This is a genomic window from Nocardia sp. NPDC050717 (assembly GCF_040654275.1).
Classification (GTDB): domain Bacteria; phylum Actinomycetota; class Actinomycetes; order Mycobacteriales; family Mycobacteriaceae; genus Nocardia.
Genome location: NZ_JBFAHR010000010.1, coordinates 139965 through 163075, shown reverse-complemented (window position 1 = coordinate 163075; position 23111 = coordinate 139965). Strand labels below are relative to the sequence as shown.

The 23111-nt window shown below is 69.9% G+C and carries 19 protein-coding genes and 1 pseudogene; 12 read left to right on the top strand and 8 right to left on the bottom strand.

Annotation, left to right across the window (positions count from 1 at the left end):
- The 5 genes from AB0H56_RS20935 to AB0H56_RS20915 are packed head-to-tail and all read left to right on the top strand — an operon-like array spanning position 1 to position 5848.
- The gene (locus AB0H56_RS20935; RefSeq protein ID WP_357165660.1) at positions 1-1422 is read left to right on the top strand and encodes a condensation domain-containing protein; all 1422 of its coding nucleotides are present in this window, start codon (positions 1-3) and stop codon (positions 1420-1422) included.
- Between the two features lie 4 nt (positions 1423-1426).
- A complete protein-coding gene (locus tag AB0H56_RS20930; RefSeq protein WP_357165657.1) occupies positions 1427-2683 on the top strand; it encodes a nucleotide disphospho-sugar-binding domain-containing protein in 1257 nt (418 codons plus the stop codon).
- Positions 2680-3627: an ATP-binding cassette domain-containing protein gene (locus tag AB0H56_RS20925; protein ID WP_357165654.1), complete on the top strand. Its 948-nt coding sequence runs from the start codon at positions 2680-2682 to the stop codon at positions 3625-3627. Before AB0H56_RS20930 ends, AB0H56_RS20925 begins: the two co-directional genes overlap by 4 nt.
- A 20-nt stretch (positions 3628-3647) precedes the next feature.
- Positions 3648-4469, top strand: coding sequence for an ABC transporter permease (locus AB0H56_RS20920; protein WP_357165651.1), 822 nt, complete (start codon positions 3648-3650; stop codon positions 4467-4469).
- An 11-nt stretch (positions 4470-4480) separates the two neighbouring features.
- A complete protein-coding gene (locus AB0H56_RS20915) occupies positions 4481-5848 on the top strand; it encodes a hypothetical protein (protein WP_357165648.1) in 1368 nt (455 codons plus the stop codon).
- Here AB0H56_RS20915 and AB0H56_RS20910 read toward each other — a convergent pair.
- The 3 genes from AB0H56_RS20910 to AB0H56_RS20900 form a co-directional block, all read right to left on the bottom strand.
- Positions 5839-6384 carry a hypothetical protein gene (locus AB0H56_RS20910; protein ID WP_357165645.1) on the bottom strand — a complete coding sequence of 182 codons (546 nt, stop codon included), beginning with the start codon at positions 6382-6384 and terminating at the stop codon, positions 5839-5841. The genes AB0H56_RS20915 and AB0H56_RS20910 overlap by 10 nt on opposite strands.
- Before the next feature lie 311 nt (positions 6385-6695).
- Positions 6696-7589, bottom strand: a complete 894-nt coding sequence (locus AB0H56_RS20905; RefSeq protein ID WP_357165642.1) for an alpha/beta hydrolase — start codon at positions 7587-7589, stop codon at positions 6696-6698.
- Positions 7590-7677: 88 nt separating this feature from the next.
- Positions 7678-8178 (bottom strand): hypothetical protein, encoded by a 501-nt coding sequence (locus AB0H56_RS20900; protein ID WP_357165639.1) that lies wholly within the window; start codon positions 8176-8178, stop codon positions 7678-7680.
- Between the two features lie 92 nt (positions 8179-8270).
- Between AB0H56_RS20900 and AB0H56_RS20895 the strand changes: the two genes are divergently transcribed.
- A complete protein-coding gene (locus AB0H56_RS20895; protein ID WP_357165636.1) occupies positions 8271-8960 on the top strand; it encodes a helix-turn-helix domain-containing protein in 690 nt (229 codons plus the stop codon).
- A 133-nt stretch (positions 8961-9093) separates the two neighbouring features.
- On the opposite strand, the pseudogene AB0H56_RS20890 reads toward AB0H56_RS20895, so the two are convergent.
- Positions 9094-9749, bottom strand: a pseudogene (locus tag AB0H56_RS20890) (response regulator transcription factor).
- Positions 9746-10864 carry a histidine kinase gene (locus AB0H56_RS20885; protein WP_357165633.1) on the bottom strand — a complete coding sequence of 373 codons (1119 nt, stop codon included), beginning with the start codon at positions 10862-10864 and terminating at the stop codon, positions 9746-9748. Before AB0H56_RS20885 ends, AB0H56_RS20890 begins: the two are co-directional and overlap by 4 nt.
- Before the next feature lie 159 nt (positions 10865-11023).
- Between AB0H56_RS20885 and AB0H56_RS20880 the strand changes: the two genes are divergently transcribed.
- Positions 11024-11509 (top strand): DUF6326 family protein, encoded by a 486-nt coding sequence (locus AB0H56_RS20880; RefSeq protein ID WP_357165630.1) that lies wholly within the window; start codon positions 11024-11026, stop codon positions 11507-11509.
- Positions 11510-11545: 36 nt separating this feature from the next.
- Here AB0H56_RS20880 and AB0H56_RS20875 read toward each other — a convergent pair whose 3' ends face one another.
- Positions 11546-12415 carry an alpha/beta fold hydrolase gene (locus tag AB0H56_RS20875; RefSeq protein WP_357165627.1) on the bottom strand — a complete coding sequence of 290 codons (870 nt, stop codon included), beginning with the start codon at positions 12413-12415 and terminating at the stop codon, positions 11546-11548.
- Positions 12416-12700: 285 nt separating this feature from the next.
- Between AB0H56_RS20875 and AB0H56_RS20870 the strand changes: the two genes are divergently transcribed.
- Complete coding sequence (locus tag AB0H56_RS20870) at positions 12701-13813, top strand: esterase-like activity of phytase family protein (protein WP_357165624.1); 1113 nt, start codon at positions 12701-12703, stop codon at positions 13811-13813.
- Between the two features lie 140 nt (positions 13814-13953).
- Positions 13954-15642, top strand: coding sequence for a dihydroxy-acid dehydratase (gene ilvD, locus AB0H56_RS20865; protein WP_357165621.1), 1689 nt, complete (start codon positions 13954-13956; stop codon positions 15640-15642).
- Positions 15643-15752: 110 nt separating this feature from the next.
- Here the strand turns inward: ilvD and AB0H56_RS20860 are convergent, their stop codons facing one another.
- Entirely contained in the window at positions 15753-16319 is a 567-nt protein-coding gene (locus AB0H56_RS20860; RefSeq protein ID WP_357165618.1) for a hypothetical protein, read from the bottom strand.
- Between the two features lie 191 nt (positions 16320-16510).
- Positions 16511-18688: a malate synthase G gene (locus AB0H56_RS20855; RefSeq protein WP_357165615.1), complete on the bottom strand. Its 2178-nt coding sequence runs from the start codon at positions 18686-18688 to the stop codon at positions 16511-16513.
- A 223-nt stretch (positions 18689-18911) separates the two neighbouring features.
- Between AB0H56_RS20855 and AB0H56_RS20850 the strand changes: the two genes are divergently transcribed.
- The 3 genes from AB0H56_RS20850 (at position 18912) to betT (ending at position 23104) form a co-directional block, all read left to right on the top strand.
- On the top strand, positions 18912-19571 hold the full coding sequence (locus AB0H56_RS20850; protein WP_357165612.1) for a TetR/AcrR family transcriptional regulator: 660 nt from the start codon (positions 18912-18914) through the stop codon (positions 19569-19571).
- A 2-nt stretch (positions 19572-19573) separates the two neighbouring features.
- Positions 19574-20863 carry an acyl-CoA dehydrogenase family protein gene (locus AB0H56_RS20845; RefSeq protein WP_357165609.1) on the top strand — a complete coding sequence of 430 codons (1290 nt, stop codon included), beginning with the start codon at positions 19574-19576 and terminating at the stop codon, positions 20861-20863.
- 87 nt (positions 20864-20950) lie between these two features.
- Positions 20951-23104, top strand: coding sequence for a choline BCCT transporter BetT (gene betT / locus AB0H56_RS20840; protein WP_357165606.1), 2154 nt, complete (start codon positions 20951-20953; stop codon positions 23102-23104).
- Positions 23105-23111: the final 7 nt, after the last annotated feature.

Sequence of the window (23111 nt, the reverse complement as noted above, 5' to 3'; positions counted from 1 at the left end):
ATGGAATACACCCATTTGTCCGAATTCGAGATTCGTTCCGGCACGTTGTCGCTCTGGACGCCGGAACTCCCCGCGGACGCGTGGCATCCCGACGACCGACCACTGTCCAGCGTGCACGCCGGCTATTGCGCGGGCATCGACCCCGCCGATCCGCGACCCGGCCGTGGCCGCTGGATCGGCACCGTCTTCGAAATGGACGCCCCGCTCGATCGCGCCGCGTGGCGCGAGACCCTGCGCCGCTGGCATGCCAGGCACGAAGGGCTGCGCACGACGGTGCGCGCCGACGGCGCGGGCGAGCCACGCAGGCTCCTCGCGCCCGCCACGGCAGTCGACATCGCCGAACAGGTGGTCGACGCACACACCGACGGGGCCCGAATCAACGAATTCCTCTGCGGCGCACTGGAACTGCGCCTGTCGCCGCTGGTGTGGCCGCATCTGCTCGCCGCGACCGTCGAGCACACCGCGACCACGGACTTCACCGTGCTGGTGGCCGCGGATCACTCGGTGCTGGACGCCTACTCCCAGGCCATCCTCATTCTGGAGCTGCGCACCCTGTACAGCGAGGTGCTGGCGGGCGCGCGGCCCCGTGAATCGGCCACGTTCGGCAGCCCCGCGGACTTCGCGGTCGCCGAACGGGCCGCCGCCGCCCAGCTCGACGCCGAGTCGCCCGCGGTGGCGGTCTGGCGGGAGTTCCTCGCCGGCGACGACGGCACCATGCCACGGTTCGCCCCGCACGCGCACCGGCCCGTGGCCGCCGAACTCGCGCAGCCGAGTGTGTCGCGGCGGGTGATCGCGCTCGACCGGCTCGAGCAGATCGAGGCGGTCCTCGACCAGATGCGGCATCGGATGTCGGTGGCGGTGTTCGCCGCACTGGCCGTGGCCCATCAGCGCCGGTTCGGCGCGGAGCGGATGCGCACGGTGATGCCGATCGCCACCCGGCCCGACCTGCGCTGGCTGGAAGCGATGGGCTGGTTCGTCAATGTCGTCCCGGTCGACATCCGGGTCGAGGCGGGTGCGGGGATGACCGCGGCGCTGGAGAGCACGCGCACGGCGTTGCGCCGGTCGCGGACGGCGAACGACGCGTCGTGGTGCCGCGTCCTGGACATCCTCGGTGTGCGGGACACGCCCCGGTTCGGCATCTCGTTCCTCGACATCCGGGTGCTGCCCGGCTACGAGCTGGTCGCCGACCTGCGCGGCCGGACCCTGCGGGCCGAATCGTATTCGAGCGACGAGGTGTTCCTGTGGGTCGTGCGCGCCGCCGACGGCCTCTACGTCTCCACCCGCTACCCCGCGGGCCTGCCCGCCGAGGTGATGGACGAGTTCCTCACCGCCTTCGGCGAGGCGCTCGCGGAGATCACGGCGGCGGTCCACCTCGACGCGCCCGCGCCCGCCACGGCGCCGGTCGTCGCGCAGGCGGTGTGAACCGATGCGAGCACTGTTGGCTTTCACCGGCAGCCGGGGCGACGCCCAGCCCGGCATCCTGCTGGCGCGCGCCCTCCGCGCCCGGGGGCACGAGGTGACCCTCGCGCTCGCGCCGAACCTCGTCGACTTCGCGACCGAGCGCGGCGTACCCGCCGTTCCGTTCGGCCGGGACAGCGCCGAGCTGCTGCGCGCCCAGCGCCGTGATCCCCGACTCGGTTCCCGCAATCCGTGGTCACGCGCGCGGGCCGTGCTCGACCTGCAGCGGCGCGGTGTGCCGGAGATGGTCGCCGACCTGCGCGAGCTCGTGGCCGGTCACGATGTGGTGGTGGCGGGCATGGCGGGCGAGGAGGCCGCCGCGGCGGTGGCGCGCGAGACGGGGCGGCCGTTCGCGGCGATGCACTTCTTCCCGATTCAGGCCAACACGGTCGTCCCGGTCGTTCCGGCGCGGTGGGCGGAGCGGGTCCCGGGCGTCGTGCACCGCTGGGGGTGGTCGGCGCTGGCCCGCGCGCGGGCCGCCGCGCTGGCTCCGGTGCTGACGCCGGGCGAACCACCTGTCCGAGTGCGCATCCAGGCGTACGATCCCGCGCTGTTCCCCGGCCTGCGTGACGAGCTGCCCGGCCCGTTCACCGGATTTCCGGTCGACGCCGACGGTTTCCTCGCCGCGGCGCCGACCGATCCCGCCTCGGGTGAGGATGCCACGACGGCGGCCCACCGGTGGCTGGCCGCCGGTTCCGCGCCCGTCTACGTGGGGTTCGGCTCGATGGATGTCGGCGATCCGGTCGAGTTCGTCGCCATGCTGCGGGAGGTCTGCGGGCGCCGCGGCAGCAGGCTCCTGCTGGCCTCGGGGTGGGCCGCGATTGCGCCCCACATCGACGCCGAGATGGCCGTGGTCGACCAGGTCGACCACGGCGCGGTGTTGCCGCGGTGCGTCGCGGCCGTGCATCACGGCGGCGCGGGCACCACCGCTGCCGCGTTGAGAGCCGGTGTGCCGCAGGTGATCTGCTCGGTGCAGGCCGACCAGCCCTACTGGGGACAGGCCCTGCGGCGACGTGGACTGGCGGCGACCACCCCGGCCCGCACACTCACCGCCGCGCGGCTCGACGCGCTGCTCGACCGGATCACGACCCCCGAGGCGCGCCGCCGGAGCACCGACTACGCGACGACCTTCACCACCGACGGAGTCGGACGCGCCGCCGACGCCGTCGCGGCGCTGGCTCCGCTCGTGCCCGAATTCCTCGACGCCGCAGGGAGAATGCCATGAACCCCGACATCGCCATCCGGATCACCGGACTCGGCAAGTCCTACGGCGATTTCACCGCCGTGGGCGCGGTCGACCTCACCGTCGCGGCGGGCACCGTCTTCGCCCTGCTCGGCCCGAACGGCGCCGGTAAGACCACCACCGTGCGCATGCTCGCGACGCTGCTGCGTCCCGATCGCGGCAGCGCCGAGATCTTCGGCTACGACATCGTGCGGGAGGCCACCGCGGTGCGCTCGATGATCGGGCTCACCGGCCAGTACGCCTCCGTCGACGAAACCCTCACCGCCGGGGAGAATCTGCGCCTGTTCGGCCGCCTGCTCGGGCTCTCCCGTCGCGAGGCCGCCGCGCGCAGCGCCGAACTGCTCGCGGAGTTCGAACTGAGCGCGGTCTCCGATCGCCCGGTCGGCCGGTTCTCCGGTGGCATGCGGCGGCGGCTCGACCTGGCCGCGACGCTGATCACCGATCCCCCGCTGATCTTCCTCGACGAGCCGACCACCGGTCTGGACCCGCATACCCGCGACCGTATGTGGGGCATCATCCGCAAGCTCGTCGCCCGCGGCGCGACGGTGCTGCTCACGACCCAGTACCTCGAGGAAGCCGATGCCCTGGCCGACCGGATCGCGGTGATCGACCGGGGCACCGTCGTCGCCGAGGGCACCGTCGCCGAGCTCAAGTCCGCGATCGGCGAGCAGGTGCTGCGGCTGGAACTCGCCGAGCCGGCCCGGTCCGCGCACGCCGAGGCCATCGTCGCCGGGCTCACCGGCGAGGTGCCCGAGGGTTCGTCCGCCGGGGTGCTGACCGTCGCGCTCGCCGACGCGGGCACCGCCGCCGACATCGTCGCGGCCTGCCGCGGTGCGGGCATCGCCCTGCGCGGTTTCGCCGTCGACCGACCCGACCTGAACGAGGTGTTCCTCGCTCTCACCGGCACCACACGCGCCGCCGCCTGATCACGGAAGCCGAGACCACCATGACCGTCACCATCGTCGGGCGCACCGCGGCGCCGATCGAGCGCCGTCCCCGCGTCACCCACGTCAGCCTGCGCGCCTCGCTGACCCAGTCGCTGCTCATGGCGTGGCGCGGCCTGCTCACCTTCCGGCACAGCCCGCAGCTGCTCTACGACGCCCTGCTGCTGCCCATCGTCGGGCCGTTGCTGTTCGGCAGCATCTTCGGCACGGCCATCGCGGGCAGCACCGAGGCGTATCTGCCGATTCTCGTCCCCGGCGTGCTGGTGCAGATCGTGCTGACCTCCTCCGTCGCGACGGGGGTCCAGCTGTCCGAGGACATCCGGTCCGGGGTGTTCGACCGGTTCGTCGCCATGCCCATCGCCCGCTCCGCGCCGGTCGCCGGCGCACTCCTGGCCGGGGCGACGCGATATGTCCTCGCCGCGACCACGGTCGTACTCGTCGGCTTCGGCATGGGTTACCGGCCCGCGCACCCGGTGGGTTTCCTCGCCGGCGCGGTGCTCGTCGTGGCGGCGACCACCGCGATCAGCTGGTTGTTCGCGTTCATCGGGGTCACCGTGTCGCGGCCGGCCGCCGTGCAGGGCCTGTCGATGCTCGTGTTGACCTTCCTCAGCTTCGCCTCCAACGCCCTGGTGCCCGAGGAATCGATGCCGACCTGGCTCGGGTACGTGTCCGACTTCAACCCGGTGTCCTACCTGGTGTCGGCCGTGCGGGCACTCGCCGAGGAGGGGGCGGTCGGCGCGGATGCCTGCTGGTCGATCGTGGCTTCGCTCGTGGTCGTCGCCGTCTTCGCGCCCCTGACCGTCCGCACCCTGCGCGCCCGCTGAGAGGAGCCACCATGACACGCACGGCGCCCGCCATCACCCCCGTGACCGCCGTCAACCGGCTCACCGCCGACGACGACCTGTTCCTCACACTGCACAGCCTTTATGGCAACGCACTGGTCAACCAGCTGGCCTGGAAGTTCGACGAACCACTGGACCGCGACCTGCTCGACCGCTTCCACGCCCAGCTCGCCCAGGGGTTCCTGGCGCGCCGGGTCCACCCGGCCCGGGTTCCGTTCGCGCGGCCCTACTGGCTGCCCGCCACGGCGTCGATCCCGCTCGGCTGGGACACCGTGCGGGTCGCCGACGACGAGGTGCTGGACTGGTATTTCGCGCAGAGCCGGGTGGATTTCGACCCGGCGTCCGGTCGGGTGTGGCGATTGTCCGCCGCGCCGACCACCGCGGGCGGCACCGTGGTCTCCCTGGTCACCTCGCACGTGGCCTCCGACGGTGGCGCGGTGCTGTTCGCCGTGGGTGACGCGCTGGCCCGCATGAGCGAGCAACCCGACCGGGCCACGAGTTCCGGGGCCCTGGTCGGTCGCGCGCCGCGACACGCGTTCGGCGCGAACGTCTTCGACGCGGCACTGCAGTTGCGCGCGGTGACGAGGGGTGTCCGCGCCGCGGTCGCGGCGCGCGCCGTCACCGAACCCGCGCGCACTCCCCGGCCGGCGACACCGCCGCTCCCGCTGCCGGATCGCTGGTCGCCCGCCGACGTGGTCGTGAATCTGTCCCTGGCTCAGTGGAATTCCGTCGCCGCCACACACTCCGGCACTACGAACGGTCTGCTGATCGCGCTCGGCGCCGGTCTGCTCGGCCGCAGCGGCCGCGTCGGCGACGCCGCCGACATCCGCGTCGACATTCCCCATTCCCTGCGCGTTCCGGGCGATCCACGCGCGAATGCCACGACCGGCCTGCCGATCTCGGTCCGCTACCGCGCCACCGACCGCGTCGACCTCGGCGCGGTGAGGACGGCGGTCAAACGCGCGGCGACCGCCTATCGCGACCCGGCGACCACCCCTGCCCTCCAGCACCTGCAACCCGTGCAGCGGATCCTCCCCCGGGTCGTCCTGCGTCACTTCGCCCGAACCGCCACGGCCCCGGAATGCCTGTGCACCAACCTCGGTGACACCGCCGAGGGCGTCGCCGCGATCGGCCACCACCGCGCCGCCGCGGTACTCATGCGCCCGGTCGTCTGCACCAACGACCCCGCCCTGTTCCGCCGCCTCCAAGCCGGCGTGAACCTGTCCTTCTCCACCGACGGCCACACGGTCACCCTCGCCGTCACCGGCGCCGACCCCGACCACTTCCCCACCCGCGCCACCCTCCGCACCCTCCTCACCGCCGAGTTCGCCTCATGGGGCCTCACACCTCACTACTGGTGATCGGGGCCTGCGCGGTCGCCGGGACCTCGTCGCCCGCCACCAGCCAAAAGCTCTGCCGGATACGGCGCCCGTCGCGTCTCGTAGCGGAGCAGATCGAAGAATTCGGTCATCGCGACGGCGACGGGTGCGTCGCGGGTGCGGATCGCCGCGGCGGTGTCCGGGATCCCGGTCGGTACTCCGCCCGCGGCGTATGCGCGTAGGCTCGCCTCGCGCTGGGCGCGGCCGGCCCCGAAGAACTCGGCCACCAGCCACTGTCCCGTGTACATGGCGGCATAGCACCGGTCATAGTTCCGGTGCCGGTCGAAGAAGGCGCGTTCGTCGTTCGCCACCTCGAACCGGGAGGAGATCGCCAGTCCGCGATCGATATCAGCCAGTTCCTCGGGCAGCGGCGCCGAATCCGGCAGTATCCGCCAGTGATACATCACGGGAAACCCGGCGAACTCGCCCGTGAGCACCCAGTTGGTCGTCATGACGTGCGCGGCGAGTTCTCGCCACGCTCCGAACGCGGGGCCGCCGACGCCGTAGTGGCAGAACATCGGCAGGTCGAAGAGGTTGGGCCGTGGAGCGGATGTTCTCCGGCCGCAATTCCCGCTCTGTCAGCGGTATCCGTTTGACGAACACCTGCCTCCCGGCAACCTCCGCCAAGACCGCCGTCCCCCCGATGCCCGACCCGAGCGGCACCGCGGCGTCCAACGTCCGTCGCAGCGCGTGACCGCTGAGCAGTGCCAGCGCCGTAGAGACGGAACCATAGGCGGCAAGGCGCGTTTCGGGACACAGCGGCGTCATGACAACCAGACTGCGCCAACGCGCCGATCGCTAGGCCATCCCGGACGTCGGCGGGCAGCGGTCACCGCTGTGTCGGCGCGGCATGCTGTCGGGCGAATTCGATGATCAGCTCCGTGAGCGCATCCGGGCGGTCTTCCTGCACCAGCATGTAGGAGTCGTCGATGAAGGCGAGCGTCGAGTTGGGCAGGTCGTTCGCGAGACGTTCGGCGTATTCGGCCGGGACCAGCCGGTCTTCACGGGCCCACGCGATGAGCACGGGTGTGCTGACGAAGGGAAATTTCCGGGCGGCGTCGAGAGTGAATTCGTTCCTGACGCCCTGGGAGACGAAGTGTGCGAGATCCGCACGGATCTCGGCACTTCGACGACTCGGCAGGAGGAAACCGTCCATGACTTCGCGCGGGATCGGTCGTTTCGTCGCCGGGCCGAAGGTGAAGGGCAGCCGCTGCAGCGGGCGGAAGCGGAGAATCGACGTGACTGCCCGCGTCGCCCCCGGGATCTTGATCGCCGCCGTCAACCAGCGGTAACGGGTCGGGGGGAACGCCTCGTAGCAGTCCACGGAGGCCAGCACGACACGCGATACCCGGGCGAGGCCGCGGGCGAGCAGGATCTGGGTGACCACCCCACCGGAGTCGTTGGCGACCAACGTGACATCGGTGAGGTCGAGCTCGTCGAGGAATTCGGAGACCATGTCCGCGACCCCGACGGGCGTGAGGCCGGCCTCGGGCACAGGAATGCTGTGGGCGCCGAGCGGGAGGTCAGGAGCGATGCAGCGGTGTCCCGCGGCGGCGACGTTCGGGACGACGTCGCGCCAGGTGTTGGCGTTCGTCATGAATCCGTGCACGAAGACGACCGGCGGACCGTCACCGGTGTCGTAGTAGCGGATCGTCCCACCCGTGAGGGCCCGCTCGTGCGCGGTGCCCAGACTGCTGCTGTGACGTTGATCGACGCGTTTCATCGGAATCTCCTCGTTGGTGGGCGGGGCGGACAGAGGCAGGTGGACGCGGGGAAGGCCGTGCGTGGCAGGGGGTTCGCAGTGTGGGCGCTCATGTGCGGAACAGTGATCGCAGACCCGCGTGCCGAACCTGGCTGCGCGCGGCGCTCAGCGAGGTGCGCGGCGCGGCGATCGTCAGCCGGACCGCAGCGCGTAGGGAGGTGCGGCGCCGCACGTTCAGGTAGCCGTACATCTGGTGGCGGGCAACCCGGCCCTCGCGCAGTGTCCAGATCTCGGTCCCGAACTGCCGCTCGTCGTCGCCGAAGCCGCCGCGCCAGGACTGCACGATCGTTTCGGCGCCGACGCACTCGACGGTCTTGCGGACACGCAGCCGCCGCTGCCGCCACACCGCGGTCATCACCGACAAGGCCGAGCGGATCGCCACGATCCCCTCGTGCCGTTCGTAGGCGCCGTCCAAGATCCATTCCGCGACCGCGTCTTCCCGGAAGAGCGCAACTGCCTCGTCGAGCTGTGCGTGGTTGGTGATGCTCTCGACGGCCGCGGCGAAAGCGGTCGCGTCGGGCTTCGACTCTGTGCCGTGTGTGATGGACATTTCCACGCTCCCTGAGACCCGGGTGGACGAGATGTGCGCATGCTCTGCGAGATTCGCGACTGGAATAATATTGAAGTTAACACGGTCGAATTATGAAGTACATAGTTCGTTCTTGTAGACTTCCTGGGGTGGCGAAACGCTCGTACAACCAGTACTGCGGTCTGGCGATCGCGCTCGATCTGCTCGGTGAGCGCTGGTCGCTGCTCGTGTTGCGCAATCTGCTGCTCGGTCCGCAACGATTCAAGGATCTGAGCGACGGCCTGCCGGGGATCGGGACCGCGCTGCTGGCGGAGCGGCTCAAACAGCTCGAGTCGGCCGGGGTGATCGTGAAAGCCACGCTGCCGCCTCCGGCCGCCTCGGCGGTCTATCAGCTCACCGCCGACGGTGAGGCCCTGCGGCCGATCCTCGTCGGCCTCGCACGCTGGGGACTGACCCGGCTCGGCGAGCCGACGGAACAGCAATACATCGCACCCGATCTGCTGGCGCTCGGCGTGCAGGCGCGCTTCGACGTCGACGCCTCCGCGGGGGCGGTAGGCGTCCACGAACTGCGCATCGACGACCGCTCCTATCGCGTGGAGATCACCGAAACCGGCGTCGATATCCGCGCCGGCGCGGTCGACGCGCCACAGCTGTCGATCGCCACGGACACACCGACGCTGGTCGCCGTCAACAGCGGCGCGTTGTCTCTGTCGGCTGCGCTCGAGGCCGGCACCTTGACCGTCGCCGGTGATCTCGACAGGTTGCCCGACCTCGTCGAGGCGTTCGGGCTGTCGCTCGCCTGACCATCGGTCGCATCGGTGACCGATCGCCGCTGGTACACCCGGCGCTGCCGGTCGCTCCGTCCGTCAGGACCGTCTCCGACCGCCGAAGTAGCGTGCGGCGCAGTCGGTCTCCCACCGTCGAGCACTCACTCGGCTATTCGGCGCGCACGCGTCTGGTGTCGTAGGCCCACATCGCGATCTCGACGCGGTTGCGGGCGCCGAGCTTGTTCATCAGCGAGGCGACGTGGGACTTCACCGTGCTCAGGCCGACGAAGAGTGCGGAGGCGATCTCGGCGTTGGTCCGGCCGCGCGCCACCAGCGCGAGCACTTCCTCCTCGCGCTCGGTGAGCGGATCGACGGGCTGGACCGGCGTGATCGGGGCCTGGTCGGCGAAGGTCGCCAGCAGGCGGCGGGTGATGTTGGGGGCGATCAGCGCGTCCCCGGCGGCCGCCGCGTGGACGGCCTGCAGAGCAGCTCCGGCCCGGCGTCTTTGAGCAGGAACCCGCGGGCGCCGGCGCGGAGGGCGCCGAGGACGTACTCGTCGAGGTCGAAGGTGGTGATCACGACGACCGCCAGCGGTCGCGGGACACCCGGCCCGGCCAGGCGCCGGGTCACCTCGACGCCGTCGAGCCCGGGCATCCGGATGTCGACGAGCAGGACATCCGGACGCAGCCGGATCGCCAGGTCGAGCGCCGCGAGCCCGTCCGCCGCCTCGCCGACGACCTCGAGCCCGGGTTGCGCGCCGAGGATCATCACCAGCCCCGTCCGGACCAGGTCCTGATCGTCGGCGACGACCACGCGAATGTTCATGCGGGCAGCACCGCCTCGACCACCCAGCCACCGTCCGGCCCCGGTCCGGCGACGAGCGACCCGCCGAGGAGTTGCGCGCGTTCGGCCATCCCGAGCAGGCCGAAGCCACGCTCGGGAACCGGCCCCGGCTCGTGCTGTCCGTCGTCGCTGACCCGCAGCCTGACGGCGTCCCCCTCGCGCCGGACGTCGATCCCGACGCGGGTCACGCTCCGGGCGTGCCGTACGGCGTTGGTCACCGACTCCTGCGCGAGCCGGTAGAGCGCGGTGTCCACGGGACGGGCCAGCCGGGTCAACGACCCGTGCAGCGCGACCTCGACCGTGGGCGTCGTGTCGGCGCGCGCCAGCGCGTGCAGGTCGGCGACACCCGGCGGCGGCGCGAAGGCGACGGCATCGTCCGCGCGCAGCACCCGCACCATGGCTCTCATCTCCGCCAGTGTCCGCGACGCCTCGGCCTCGATCGCGGCCAGGATCTCGGCGGCCTTGTCCGGCCTGCCTGCCGCGACCACGCGACCGGCCTGCGCCTGCACCGCGATGGCCGAGACGTGGTGGGCCACGATGTCGTGCAGTTCGCGTGCCAGCGCCACCCGCTCCTGATTGCGGATTTCGCGCTGTCGGCGGTGCCAGAGGTCCGCGCGGTAGCGGAACACCGCCGCGAGCGCGACGATCAGCAACAGCAGGACAGTGCCGCCGAAAACGTCGGCCCGCCCCGCGGCGGAGGCGTACATCCCGAGCGCGACAACGGCGGTCACGAACACCGTCCCCGCGACGATCTCCCGGCCCGAACCCCAGCGCACCAGCGCGTAGAGCAGAACCAGGACGGCCATCAGGGAGAAGAGGTCGAGATCGGCGGCGGGCGCGGTCACCTGGAGGACGGCGAGCAGCCCGGCGACGCCCCAGCCGACCAGGGCGGCAGCCAGGGGGCGGCGTCGCCGCCAGAGCAGGGCGGGTACCAGCACCAAGGCGAGCACCACAGGCAGGGGCCAGCCCGGCCGAAGGACGCTCTCCACCACGGTGACGGCTACGAACACGCCCACCAGCAACCAGTCGAGGCGACCGATCGGTGGCGCGTCACCTGGTCGCGGCTCGTGCCAGAAGGAGCGCCGGGCAGTGACCACGGCTTCAGCATAGGGATCGGCACGCCCGGGCGGACCCGCCGAAAGTACGAGAACGAGATCGTGCCATCGGCCGGGCGGACTCCGGCCTCGGGGCCGGTGTGCCCGCCGCCGGGCTCGGCGATCGTGGACGTACCGATCCACCCGACCACGGAGCCCACGATGACCACACGTCAACACCCCACCCCTCTGGACGACCAGCCGATGCCGGTGCGCGCCAAGCTCGCCGCGGCGTGGACGAGCTTCATGTTCCTGTACGCCTACGTGGACATTCTCAATTTCTTCACCCCCGGCGTCATCGACGAGATCCTCGCCGGCAAGGTCTTCGAATTCGATCTCTCCCAGACCTTTTCGACCGCCGCCCTGATCCTCATGGCCGTCCCGATCTCCATGATCGTGGTCTCGATGACGCTGCCCGCCGCGGTGAGCCGCGTCGCGAATCTCACCGTGGCGGCGCTCTACGTCCCCGTCACGGCATTCAACGTGTCGGGCGAATCCTGGCTGTTCTTCTACGGTCTCGGCGTCGTCCTGGAACTGATCCTTCTCGCCGCCATCCTGCGATACGCCTGGGCCTGGCCCCGCAGCGCAGCGTCGACCACCTCGGCGCCCAGTCACGGACCGGCCGGCGCCTTCGTCGCGCCGAACTGATCGGAGCGATGTCGCGTCGTACCGGACCGCTACTTCTCACCGGGACAACTCGACGTCGGACTTCTCGCCGCCCAGAGTCCGGTCGATCCACGCGATGACCTCGGCCAGGATGACCGGACCCTCGGGTTCGTCCTCCACCCCGTGGTAGACGCCAGGGCAGATCTTCAATGTCGCCGAGGGCACGAGATCGACCACCCGGCGGCTGGCGGAGACCGGATTGATCAGATCGGCGTCTCCGTGAACCACGAGCAGCGGCACGGTGACTCCGCCGGCCGCCGAGGTCACGCGATCCATCTGCGCCAGGACGTCGATCGCGAAGCGTGCGGTCGCTCGCCCATGGACCAGGGGATCGGCGTAGCGTGCGGCGACGACGTCGGGGTCGCGATTGACACGCTCGAACCGCAGCCCGTTCGGCAAGGTCAGGAGGGGGAGGATCCGGCCGAGGCTCCTGACCACGGCCACCTTGGCTCGCTGCTTCCGCAGCTCCGAGTCGAAAGCGGGTCCGGTCACGACCGCCGCGGTCACGTCCGCGCCCGGCCGGTCCGCGGCGTAGAGGAACGCGTAGAGCCCGCCCAGGCTGTGGCCGTAGAGCACGACCGGTGCGCCGCCCGTTCGCTCGCGCTCCCGCGCGAGGAGATGGTCCAGGGCCCGCGCCGTCGACGGGTATCGGACATCGCCGCGGCGTCCTCCGGATCGCCCGAATCCTTCGTAGTCCATGGCGAGGACGGAGAAGCCGGCCGCGGTGAACATCCGGGCCGTGCTGTCGTAGCGTGCGGCGTGCTCGCCGAGCCCGTGCATGATGACGACACTGGCCCGCGGCGCCCCGCCCGGAATCCAGCGCAGTGTGGTGAGTCGGGGGCCGCCGCGCTCCGGCGTGCAGGAGTCGACGAGGGGTGAATCGGTCACGAGCAGTTCCTTTCCGGTCTGCTCGAGCCTCTCCGACTCCCCCGCCTCCCGGCTTGGACCAACCTGCTGGATCGGCAGGATTTCCCAGCTCCGGTGCGTGTGCGTGGCGGCAGCTCCCGGATGAGGCAGGCGCACAGCGCTTTCGGAGGCGGCCCGTGCCGCGCTCCTGCACCGGGCGTGCGGTGGCGCGAGGTGGACCGGTGAGCGGGAGGCGGGGCTGGAGGGCTTCGCGGCAGGCCGACGATGCTGTGGCCGACTCACCACGAGCGAAGGGTATCGGTAGCGATGAGGCTTCACAGGTTCGGCGTCACGGCGTCGACGGCGGCAGTGCTCGGCGCGGTCTCGCTGTGTCCGCTGACCGCGCACGCTGACGAGGGCGGCGGCGCGATCCGTTACGTGAACACGGTGACCTTGTCCGACGATCTGCGACTCGGTGGGTTCCCGGTCGGTGGGCTGTCCGGCATCGACTACGACGCCGCGAAGAAGTCCTATGTCACGATCAGCGACAACCGCGGCGAGGAAGGCCCGGTGCGCGCCTACACGCTGAACCTGCCGATCGGCGCGGACGGCACGCTGGGTGAGCCACGGTTCGACCAGCTCATCCCCCTGCGTGATGCCGACGGAAACCCGTACCGTCCACGCACGTCCGACACCGAATCGATTCGATGGCTGCCCAACCACCAGGGATTCCTCTACACCAGCGAGGGCGAGGCCAAGGTCGGCCGGGCAGGTTTCCTTCGCGAAGCGAACCTCGACGGCGGTTACGTCCGCGACGTGCCGGTCCCCGGCGCGTTCACCCCGGCGCTCGACGCCGACAACGCCCTGACATCCGGGATCCGCGACAATCTGGGTTTCGAGAGCATGGACCTGACCCGTGGCAATTCCGCGATCGTCGCGATGAGCGAGAACGCCCTGGTGCAAGACGGCCCGGCCGCGACGACCGAGGCCGAGAGCCGCGCTCGGCTGGTCCAGATCCACCGCAACAACGGCACCGATCTGGCCGAGTACCTGTACCCGGTCGACCGGGTGTCGCCCGGCGGGGTGGCGCTGGCGACCGGTGTGGCAGAGATCCTGTCGCTCGACGACAACCGGTACCTCACCCTCGAGCGCGGCCTCGTCCCCGGAAAGGGCTTCACCGTCCGTCTCTACGAAACCTCCACCGCCGGTGCGGACGCGGTCACTGGTCTCGCAGCCGCACCCGCGAGCGCCGCGCCCATGCGGAAGAAGCTGCTGTTCGACTTCGCCTCGGTGGGCACCGATCCCCAGTGCGTCGAAGGCATGAGCTGGGGCCCGACCCTGCCCGACGGCTCTCGCTCGCTGGTCCTGGTGTCGGACAACAACTTCGGGCTCGCCGGCAAGACCGCATTCCACCTGCTGTCGGTCGCTGCCGATCTCTGAACGGTGACGACAGCGGCAACCGACCGGATCGGTCAGGCGGCCTGAGTGGCTGGTGGAGTCGTGGGCGCGCGGCGGGCCTCGGTCGAAACACCACGGGGTGATGCGCGCGGATCGGCGCTGCGTGCTCGTAGGCTTGCCGTATGGCAGACGACGACCGATCGATCGATATCAAGCCCCGCTCGCGTGATGTCACCGACGGACTCGAGAAAACCGCCGCCCGCGGCATGCTCCGTGCCGTCGGCATGGGTGACGAGGACTGGGCGAAGCCGCAGATCGGTGTCGCGTCCAGCTGGAACGAGATCACGCCGTGCAACCTCTCGCTCGATCGCCTGGCCAAGGCGGTCAAGCGGGGGGTGCGCGACGCCGGCGGCTTCCCGCTCGAATTCGGCACGATCTCGGTGTCCGACGGCATCTCGATGGGCCACGAGGGCATGCACTTCTCCCTGGTCAGCCGCGAGATCATCGCCGACTCCGTCGAGACCGTGATGATGGCGGAGCGGCTGGACGGCTCCGTGCTGCTGGCCGGGTGCGACAAGAGCCTGCCCGGCATGCTGATGGCCGCCGCGCGCCTCGACCTGTCGAGCGTCTTCCTCTACGCCGGATCGACCCTGCCCGGCAATGTCGACGGCAAGGACGTCACGATCATCGACGCCTTCGAGGCCGTCGGCGCGTGTATCAAGGGCCTGATCACCCCCGCCGAGGTCGACCGCATCGAGCGGGCGATCTGTCCGGGCGAGGGCGCGTGCGGCGGCATGTACACCGCCAACACCATGGCCTCGGCCGCCGAAGCGCTCGGGATGAGCCTGCCCGGCTCGGCCGCACCGCCCGCCCCCGACCGCCGCCGGGACGACTACGCCGAGAAGTCCGGCGCCGCGGTCGTCGGCCTGCTGCGCCGCGGGATCACCGCCCGCGACATCATGACGTTGCAGGCGTTCGAGAACGCGATCACCGTCGTCATGGCGCTCGGTGGCTCGACCAACGCCGTCCTGCATCTGCTGGCCATCGCCCGCGAGGCCGGGGTCGAGCTCACCCTCGACGATTTCAACCGGGTCGGTGACAAGGTGCCACACCTGGGCGATCTCAAGCCGTTCGGCCGCTACGTCATGAACGACGTGGACCGGGTCGGTGGGATCCCGGTGGTCATGAAGGCCCTGCTGGACGCCGGTCTGCTGCACGGCGACGTCATGACCGTCACCGGCCGCACGATGGCCGAGAATCTTGCCGAGATCGAACTCGGTCTCGACGGTGAGGTCATCCGGCGGCTCGACCGGCCGATCCACCGCTCGGGCGGGCTCACCATCCTGCACGGCACCCTCGCACCCGAAGGCGCCGTGGTGAAGAGCGCAGGCTTCGAATCCGACGTCTTCCGCGGCACGGCCCGGGTGTTCGACGGCGAACGCGCCGCGATGGACGCCCTCGAGGACGGCACGATCGTGGCCGGTGACGTGGTGGTCATCCGGAACGAGGGCCCCAAGGGCGGACCGGGCATGCGCGAGATGCTCGCCATCACCGGCGCCATCAAGGGCGCCGGCCTCGGCAAGGATGTCCTGCTGCTCACCGACGGCCGATTCTCCGGCGGCACAACGGGTTTGTGCGTGGGCCACCTCGCGCCCGAAGCCGTCGACGGCGGCCCGATCGCCTTCGTCCGCGACGGCGACCCGATCGTCCTCGACGTCGCCAACCGCATCCTCGACGTCGAGATCGACGAAAACGACCTCGCCGCACGCAAACTCGGCTGGCAACCGCAGCCACCCAAGTACACCTCGGGCGTACTGGCCAAGTACCGCAAACTGGTCAGCTCGGCCGCCCACGGTGCCGTCACCGGCTGACGCGAGAAGCGGCCCGACGAGCCCGCCCGGACTGTGGTGCAGGAGCGCGCCTTGCCGGGACGCTACCTCGCCACCGTGCCGCGACGATCCGAACTCCCACGCCGCCGAACTCAGGCCATCATGCTCAGCAGCCCCACCTCTTCGGCCAGTGCGCCGTCCTGGCCGAGCGCGAGGAAGTCGGCCTCGACGTCGGTGCGGGCGAGCTTGCCCGCCCGCACTGCTCGATAGCGCACATAGGACCAGAGGAAGACGTCGAGGTTGTCGAAACGGGTGCCGCCCTCGAGCACGTCCTCCTCGTGGAACCACACCGCGACCTGGCCGTTGGTGAGGATGACGTAGAGATTGCCGCTGCCGTCGGCGCCGAGGGAGAACACGTCCTCGTCGGTGAGTTCGGTGGTGTAGTCGGCATCGAGAATGGTGCATTCGTTGCCGGCGAAGTCGAACGCGTAGGACCAGTCGAAGATGTCGAGGAACTGCGGCAGCCTGCCGGAGCGGACCCGGCGGTCGAAGGCCGCCAGTGCGGCGGCATCGGCAGGGGCCAGCTTCTCGAGAAACGGGGCAACCGAACGGGTTTCGGCGGGGATGGCGACCGAATCGGCGTCAGGGAACCAGCGGGCGAGGTCGGTGTCTAGGCCGCGATCGGTGTAGCCGACGAGATCGGCGAGGGTGAACGTCACGCCCGGATTGTAGAAACAGCGTCCGACATCCGCGCGCCGCATCCCTGGAGTAGGCGCTGCGCCGCGCGCGAACATGCCGAACCACCTCGGCTTCGGCTCGAAAGAGACAGCGGCCCCGTCCCGGATTCCTCCGGAGCGGGGCCGCTGATGAAAAGTGCTGCTACTAGCTACTTTTCACACACTCGACCGCGCTACTTCTGCGCGGCCTTGTACTCACGACGACGCCGGTGCAGGATCGGCTCGGTGTAGCCGTTGGGCTGCTTGGTGCCCTCGAGGACCAGTTCCTTGGCGGCCTGGAAGGCGATCGAGGCGTCGAAGTTCGGGGCCATCGGGGTGTAGGACTTGTCGCCGGCGTTCTGGCGGTCGACGACCGGGGCCATGCGCTCGAGGCTGGCGATCACGTCGGCTTCGGAGACGATGCCGTGGCGCAGCCAGTTGGCGACCAGCTGGCTCGAGATGCGCAGGGTGGCACGGTCTTCCATCAGGCCGATGTCGTTGATGTCGGGCACCTTCGAGCAGCCGACGCCGTGGTCGATCCAGCGGACGACGTAGCCCAGGATGCCCTGGGAGTTGTTGTCCAGCTCCTGGCGCTTCTCCTCGTCGGACCAGTCGGTGGACTGCGCGAGGGGGATCTCCAGGATCTGGTCGACGGTGGCGCGGGGGCCGGCCTTGGCGATCTCGGACTGCCGCTTGAACACGTCCACCTGGTGGTAGTGGGTGGCGTGCAGGGTGGCGGCGGTCGGCGAGGGCACCCAGGCGGTGTTGGCGCCGGCCTTGGGGTGGCCGATCTTCTGCTCGAGCATGCCGGCCATCAGGTCGGGCATGGCCCACATGCCCTTGCCGATCTGGGCCTTGCCGGGCAGGCCCTTGGCCAGGCCCGTGTCGACGTTCCAGTCCTCGTAGGAGGTGATCCAGGTCTGGGTCTTCATCTCGGCCTTGCGGACCATCGGGCCGGCCTCCATGGAGGTGTGGATCTCGTCGCCGGTGCGGTCGAGGAAGCCGGTGTTGATGAACACCACGCGGTCCTTGGCGGCCTCGATCGAGGCGGCGAGGTTGACCGTGGTGCGGCGCTCCTCGTCCATGATGCCGACCTTGAGGGTGTTGCGGGTCAGGCCGAGGACGTCCTCGATCCGGCCGAACAGCTCGTTGGTGAAGGCGGCCTCGTCGGGGCCGTGCATCTTCGGCTTCACGATGTAGACCGAGCCGGTGCGCGAGTTGAGGCGCTGGGTGTCGCCGTTGAGCGAGTGGACGGCGATCAGCGAGGTGATCAGGCCGTCCATGATGCCCTCGGGCACCTCGTTGCCCTCGGCGTCGAGGATCGCGTCGGAGGTCATCAGGTGGCCCACGTTGCGCACGAACAGCAGCGAGCGGCCGTGCAGCACCAGCTCCGAACCGTCGAGCGCGGTGAACACGCGGTCGGGGTTCATGGTGCGGGTGAAGGTCTTGCCGCCCTTGGTGACCTCTTCGGCCAGGTCACCCTTCATCAGGCCGAGCCAGTTGCGGTAACAGACGACCTTGTCGTCGGCGTCGACCGCGGCGACCGAGTCCTCGAAGTCCATGATGGTGGTGAGCGCGGACTCGAGCACGATGTCCTTGACACCCGCGGTGTCGGTGGAGCCGATCGGCGAGTTCGCGTCGATCTGGATCTCGATGTGCAGGCCGTTGTGCTTGAGCAGCACCGAGGTGGGGGCCTCGGGGTCGCCCAGGTAGCCCACCAGCTGTGAGGGGTCGGCCAGGCCGATGTCGGTGCCGTCTTCCAGGCCGACCTCGAGCTCGCCGTCGACGATCTTGTAGTACGACGAACCGATGTGCGAACCGGTGATCAGGGTGACGGCGTCGTCGAGGAAGTTGCGGCCCCACTCGATGACCTTGTCGCCGCGCACGCGGTTGTAGCCGGTGCCCTTCTCCGCGCCGTTGGCCTCGGAGATGGCGTCGGTGCCGTAGAGCGCGTCGTAGAGCGAGCCCCACCGCGCGTTGGCGGCGTTGATCGCGAAGCGCGCGTTCATCACCGGCACCACGAGCTGCGGGCCCGCGGTGGTGGCGATCTCGGCGTCGACGTTGCCGGTGCCGATCTGGAACGGCGCGGGCTCGGGGCGCAGGTACCCGATCTCGGTGAGGAACTGCTTGTAGGCGCCCTTGTCGTAGTTCGCGCCGGGGCTCTCCTGGTGCCAGGCGTCGAGCTTGCCCTGGATCTCGTCGCGTTCGGCCAGCAGGGCACGGTTGCGCGGGGCGAGGTCGTTGATGACCTGCTCGGCACCGGCCCAGAACGCGGCGGAGTCCACACCGGTACCGGGGAGCGCCTCGTTCTCGATGAAATCGTGGAGAACGCTGGCCACCTGGAGCCCGCCGACCTGAATCCGCTCTGTCATCTACTGCCTCACTTTTGAGATAGCCGGGTGGGAAAGTCGATGTCATGTTACCCGTGGGTAGTGCTGACACCTCGTGTGGGTACGAACGCCTCAGGGGCTTCGACCATTCCGCCACGCCGAAGCGCCGGGTCGACGCGGTGGGCGTGGCGGCTCACCTCTTGATTGTAGGCACCGCCCGGAATAATGTACTGACCGGAACATTTACCGGCCGAGTGGAGACACCGTGACCAGCGCGCGACCCGACGAGCCCGTGGCTCCGGTGCGCCGCCGCGGCAGGCCGCGCGCGAGCGAGCGCGGGGCCGCCGACACCGGGGCGCGCATCCGGGCCGCCGCCCTCGACCTGTTCGCCGAGCGGGGATTCCACGCCACCGGCGTCGCCGAGATCGGCGCCAGGGCCGATGTCCAGCGCGGCGCGCTGTACTACCACATCGGCTCCAAGGAGGAACTCCTGTGGGAGATCCTCGGCGACTACACCCGCCTGCTGCTCGCCGACGCCGAGCGCATCGTCGACCGCGGCGCCGATCCGGTCGCGACCCTGCGCCTGCTGATCCGCAGCCACGTCGAACTGATCGTCACGCACCGGCGCGCGGTCGCGGTGCACCTGCGCGACGGTGACGCGCTCACCGGTGCACGCGCTGCCGATCTGCAGCGACTGCGCGACCGCCTGCAGCGCCGGTGGCAGGACGTGCTCGACGCCGGATACGCGGCAGGCCTGCTGCGGACCGCCGATCACGTCGTCACCAACGGCCTGCTCGGCATGCTCAATTCGCTCGGCTACTGGTACCGCGAGCGCGGCACGCGCTCCCCCGCCGAGATCGCCGACATCCTCACCGACACCGTCCTGTCCGGGCTCACCGCCGCGGGCGCCGACACGAAAGGCTGACCATGGCTTGGGATTTCGAGACCGACCCGGAGTACCAGCGCAAGCTCGACTGGGTGGCGGAGTTCGTCCGCACCGAGGTCGAACCGCTGGATCTGCTCTACCCCAATCCCTACGACCGGACCGACCCCGAGATCCGGGCGCTCATGCGGCCGCTGCAGCAGCAGGTCAAGGAGCAGGGTCTGTGGGCCTGCCACCTCGGCCCCGAACTGGGCGGACCCGGCTACGGTCAGCTCAAACTCGCCCTGCTCAACGAGGTGCTCGGGACCTCGATGTGGGCGCCGCTCGTCTTCGGTTGTCAGGCACCGGATTCCGGCAACGCCGAGATCCTGGCGCACTTCGGTACCCCGGAGCAGAAGGCGAAGTATCTGCAGCCGCTGCTGGACGGCGAGATCGGGTCCTGCTACGTCATGACCGAGCCCACCGGCGGCTCGGATCCGACGGCCTTCCGCACCACCGCGGTCCGCGACGGCGACGAGTGGGTGATCAACGGCGAGAAGTGGTTCAACTCGGCCGCCGAGTTCGCCACCTTCCACATCGTGATGGTGGTGACCGATCCGGACGCCGAACCGCACCTACGGCTGTCGATGTTCATCGTGCCCGCCGACGCCCCGGGTCTGGAGATCGTGCGCAACTTCACCGTGCCGGGATTCAGTGAGCACGAGGGACATCTGCGCTTCACCGATGTCCGGGTGCCCGCCGACCACCTGCTCGGCGCGGAGGGCGCCGGGTTCGTGGTCGCGCAGACCCGGTTGGGCGGCGGCCGGGTGCACCACGCGATGCGCACGGTGGCGCTGGTACGCAAGGCGTTCGACATGATGTGTGAGCGCGCGGTGTCGCGACCGGCCCGCAAAGGTGTGCTCGGCGGCTTCCAGATGACCCAGGAACGCATCGCCGACAGCTGGATCCAGATGGAGCAGTTCCGGCTGCTGGTGCTGCGCACGGCCTGGCGCATCGACCAGGCCGCCGACTATCGGGCCGTCCGCAAGGACATCGCCGCCATCAAGGTCGCGATGCCGACCGTGATGAACGACATCGCCCGCCGCGCGCTGCACCTGCACGGCGCGCTCGGCGTGAGCACCGACCTGCCGTTCCTGGACATGACCACCTACGCCGAGGTGATGGCCATCGCCGATGGACCCACCGAGGTCCACAAGATCACCCTGGCCAAGGAGGTGCTGAAGAACTACGCGCCCGCCGATCCGGTGTACCCGAGCGGCTACCGTCCGGCACTGCGGGAACAGGCTCGCGATCTGGTGGCGCGCAGGCTCGAGCACGAGGTCGGCAACCACTGAACCGGGCCGCTCAGCGGCTCAACACGCGGCCGGCGAGGCCGGTCGAGGTCCCGGACATGCGGGTGCGCACGAACTAGCCTTCCCGGCATGGGTGGTGTCAGCAAACCCGGGGACGACAGCTCTGACCAAACACCTGCCGGGACCGCGCACGACGCGGTCCCGGTGCATCCGGTCGCCGACCGGCGCTCGGTCAACCTGCCCGTGTTCCTGCTCGCGGCGGGGATCGTGCTCGCCTTCGCGCTGTGGGCGCTGGCCTCGCCGTCGAGCGCGGAGACCGTCGTCGGCGAGGTGAAGACCTTCATCTCCACCTGGTTCGGCTGGTGGTACTTCGTGCTGGCCACGGCCATCCTGGGCCTGGTCGTCTTCCTCGGTGCCAGTCGCTACGGCAAGTACCGGCTGGGTCCGGAGGAATCGCGTCCGGAGTACAGCCTGTTCTCCTGGACGGCCATGCTGTTCGCGGCGGGCATCGGTATCGACCTGATGTTCTTCTCCGTGGCCGAACCGGTCTACAACTATCTGCGCCCGCCGCTGGGCGAACCCGGCACCGATCAGGCCGCCCGCGACGCGGTGACGTGGACGATCTTCCACTACGGCGTCACCGGCTGGGCCATGTACGCGCTGATGGGTGGCGCGCTGGCCTACTTCGCGTTCCGGCACAACCTGCCGCTGACCATCCGCGCCGCGCTCTACCCGATCTTCGGCAAGCGGGTGCACGGCCGCTGGGGCGACGCGATCGACGTGGCCGCGGTGCTCGGCACGATCTTCGGCATCGCCACCTCGCTGGGCATCGGCATCGTCCAGCTCAACTACGGCTTGAACCAGCTGTTCGGCATCTCGCAGGGCAAGGCCGCTCAGATCGGGCTCATCGCGCTGTCGGTCGCCATCACGACCATCTCGGCCACCACCGGCGTCGACAAGGGCATCCGCCGGTTGTCCGAGCTGAACGTGATCATGGCGATCGCGCTGCTGATCTACATCCTGGTCGCCGGGCGCACCGATTTCCTGCTCAACGGGCTCACCCAGAACGCGGGCGACTACCTGTCGACCTTCCTGGACCGGACCCTCGACACCTTCGCCTGGGAACGCAATCCGGAATCGCCGAACGCGCCCTCGACCTGGCTGGACAGCTGGACGCTGTTCTTCTGGGCGTGGTGGGTGGCGTGGGCGCCGTTCGTCGGCCTGTTCCTGGCCCGCATCTCGCGCGGACGCACGCTGCGCCAGTTCGTCTTCGGCGTCCTCGTCGTGCCGTTCAGTTTCACACTGATGTGGATCTCGGTGTTCGGCAACAGCGCGCTCGAGGTCGCCAGGGAAGACCGCTCCTTCGCCGAGCAGACCGCGGCCAGGGCCGAACTGGGCTTCTACTCGCTGCTCGAGAAGTATCCCGGCGCCACCTTCCTGCTCGGCATCGCCACCGTCACCGGTCTGCTGTTCTACGTGACCAGCGCGGATTCCGGCTCGCTGGTGATGGGCAACTTCACCTCGAAACTGCCCGACCCCATGGCCGACTGCGCGCGCAGCACCCGCATCTTCTGGTCGGCCGCCATCGGCCTGTTGACGCTGTCGATGCTGTTCGCCGGCGCCGGGGGCTCGATCACCACGCTGCAGAACGCCACGATCATCATGGGCCTGCCGTTCTCCTTCGTCCTGGCGCTGATCGGCATCGCGATGCTGCGCGCGGTGCGCAACGAGTCCTACAAGATCGACAGCTACCGCACCTCCCTGCCCAAGGCGATCGCGGCGGGGCGCGGGCCCAACGACTACAGCAGCTGGCGGCGCAGGCTCATCGCCACCGTCCACTACCCCGGGCCCACGGCGACGAGGAAGTTCGTCACCAACACCGTCGTGCCCGCGATGCGCGAGGTCGCGGCGGAGTTCGACCGCATGGGCGTCACGGCCACCGTGGACGAATCCGAGCAGCACGAAGGCCTGCCCTCCCCGCGCCTGGTCGTCGACCAGGCGAACGAACCGCGCTTCGAATACATGGTGTGCCCGGTCTCGGCGCCCGCGCCGACCTACGCGGTGCTCGCGCAACGCTCCGGTGACCGCTACTTCCGCTGTGAGGTGTACCTGTCGGAGGGCTCGCAGGGGTATTCGCTCAACGGGTACACCCGCGAGCAGACGATCGGCGACATCCTCGACCAGTACGAGCGGCATCTGGGCTACCTGCACCTGCGCCGCACCGCCACCGATCACCACGAGCCCGAAGCCGGCGATGCCGACACCGCCGACCGCGAACTGTGAAGGGACC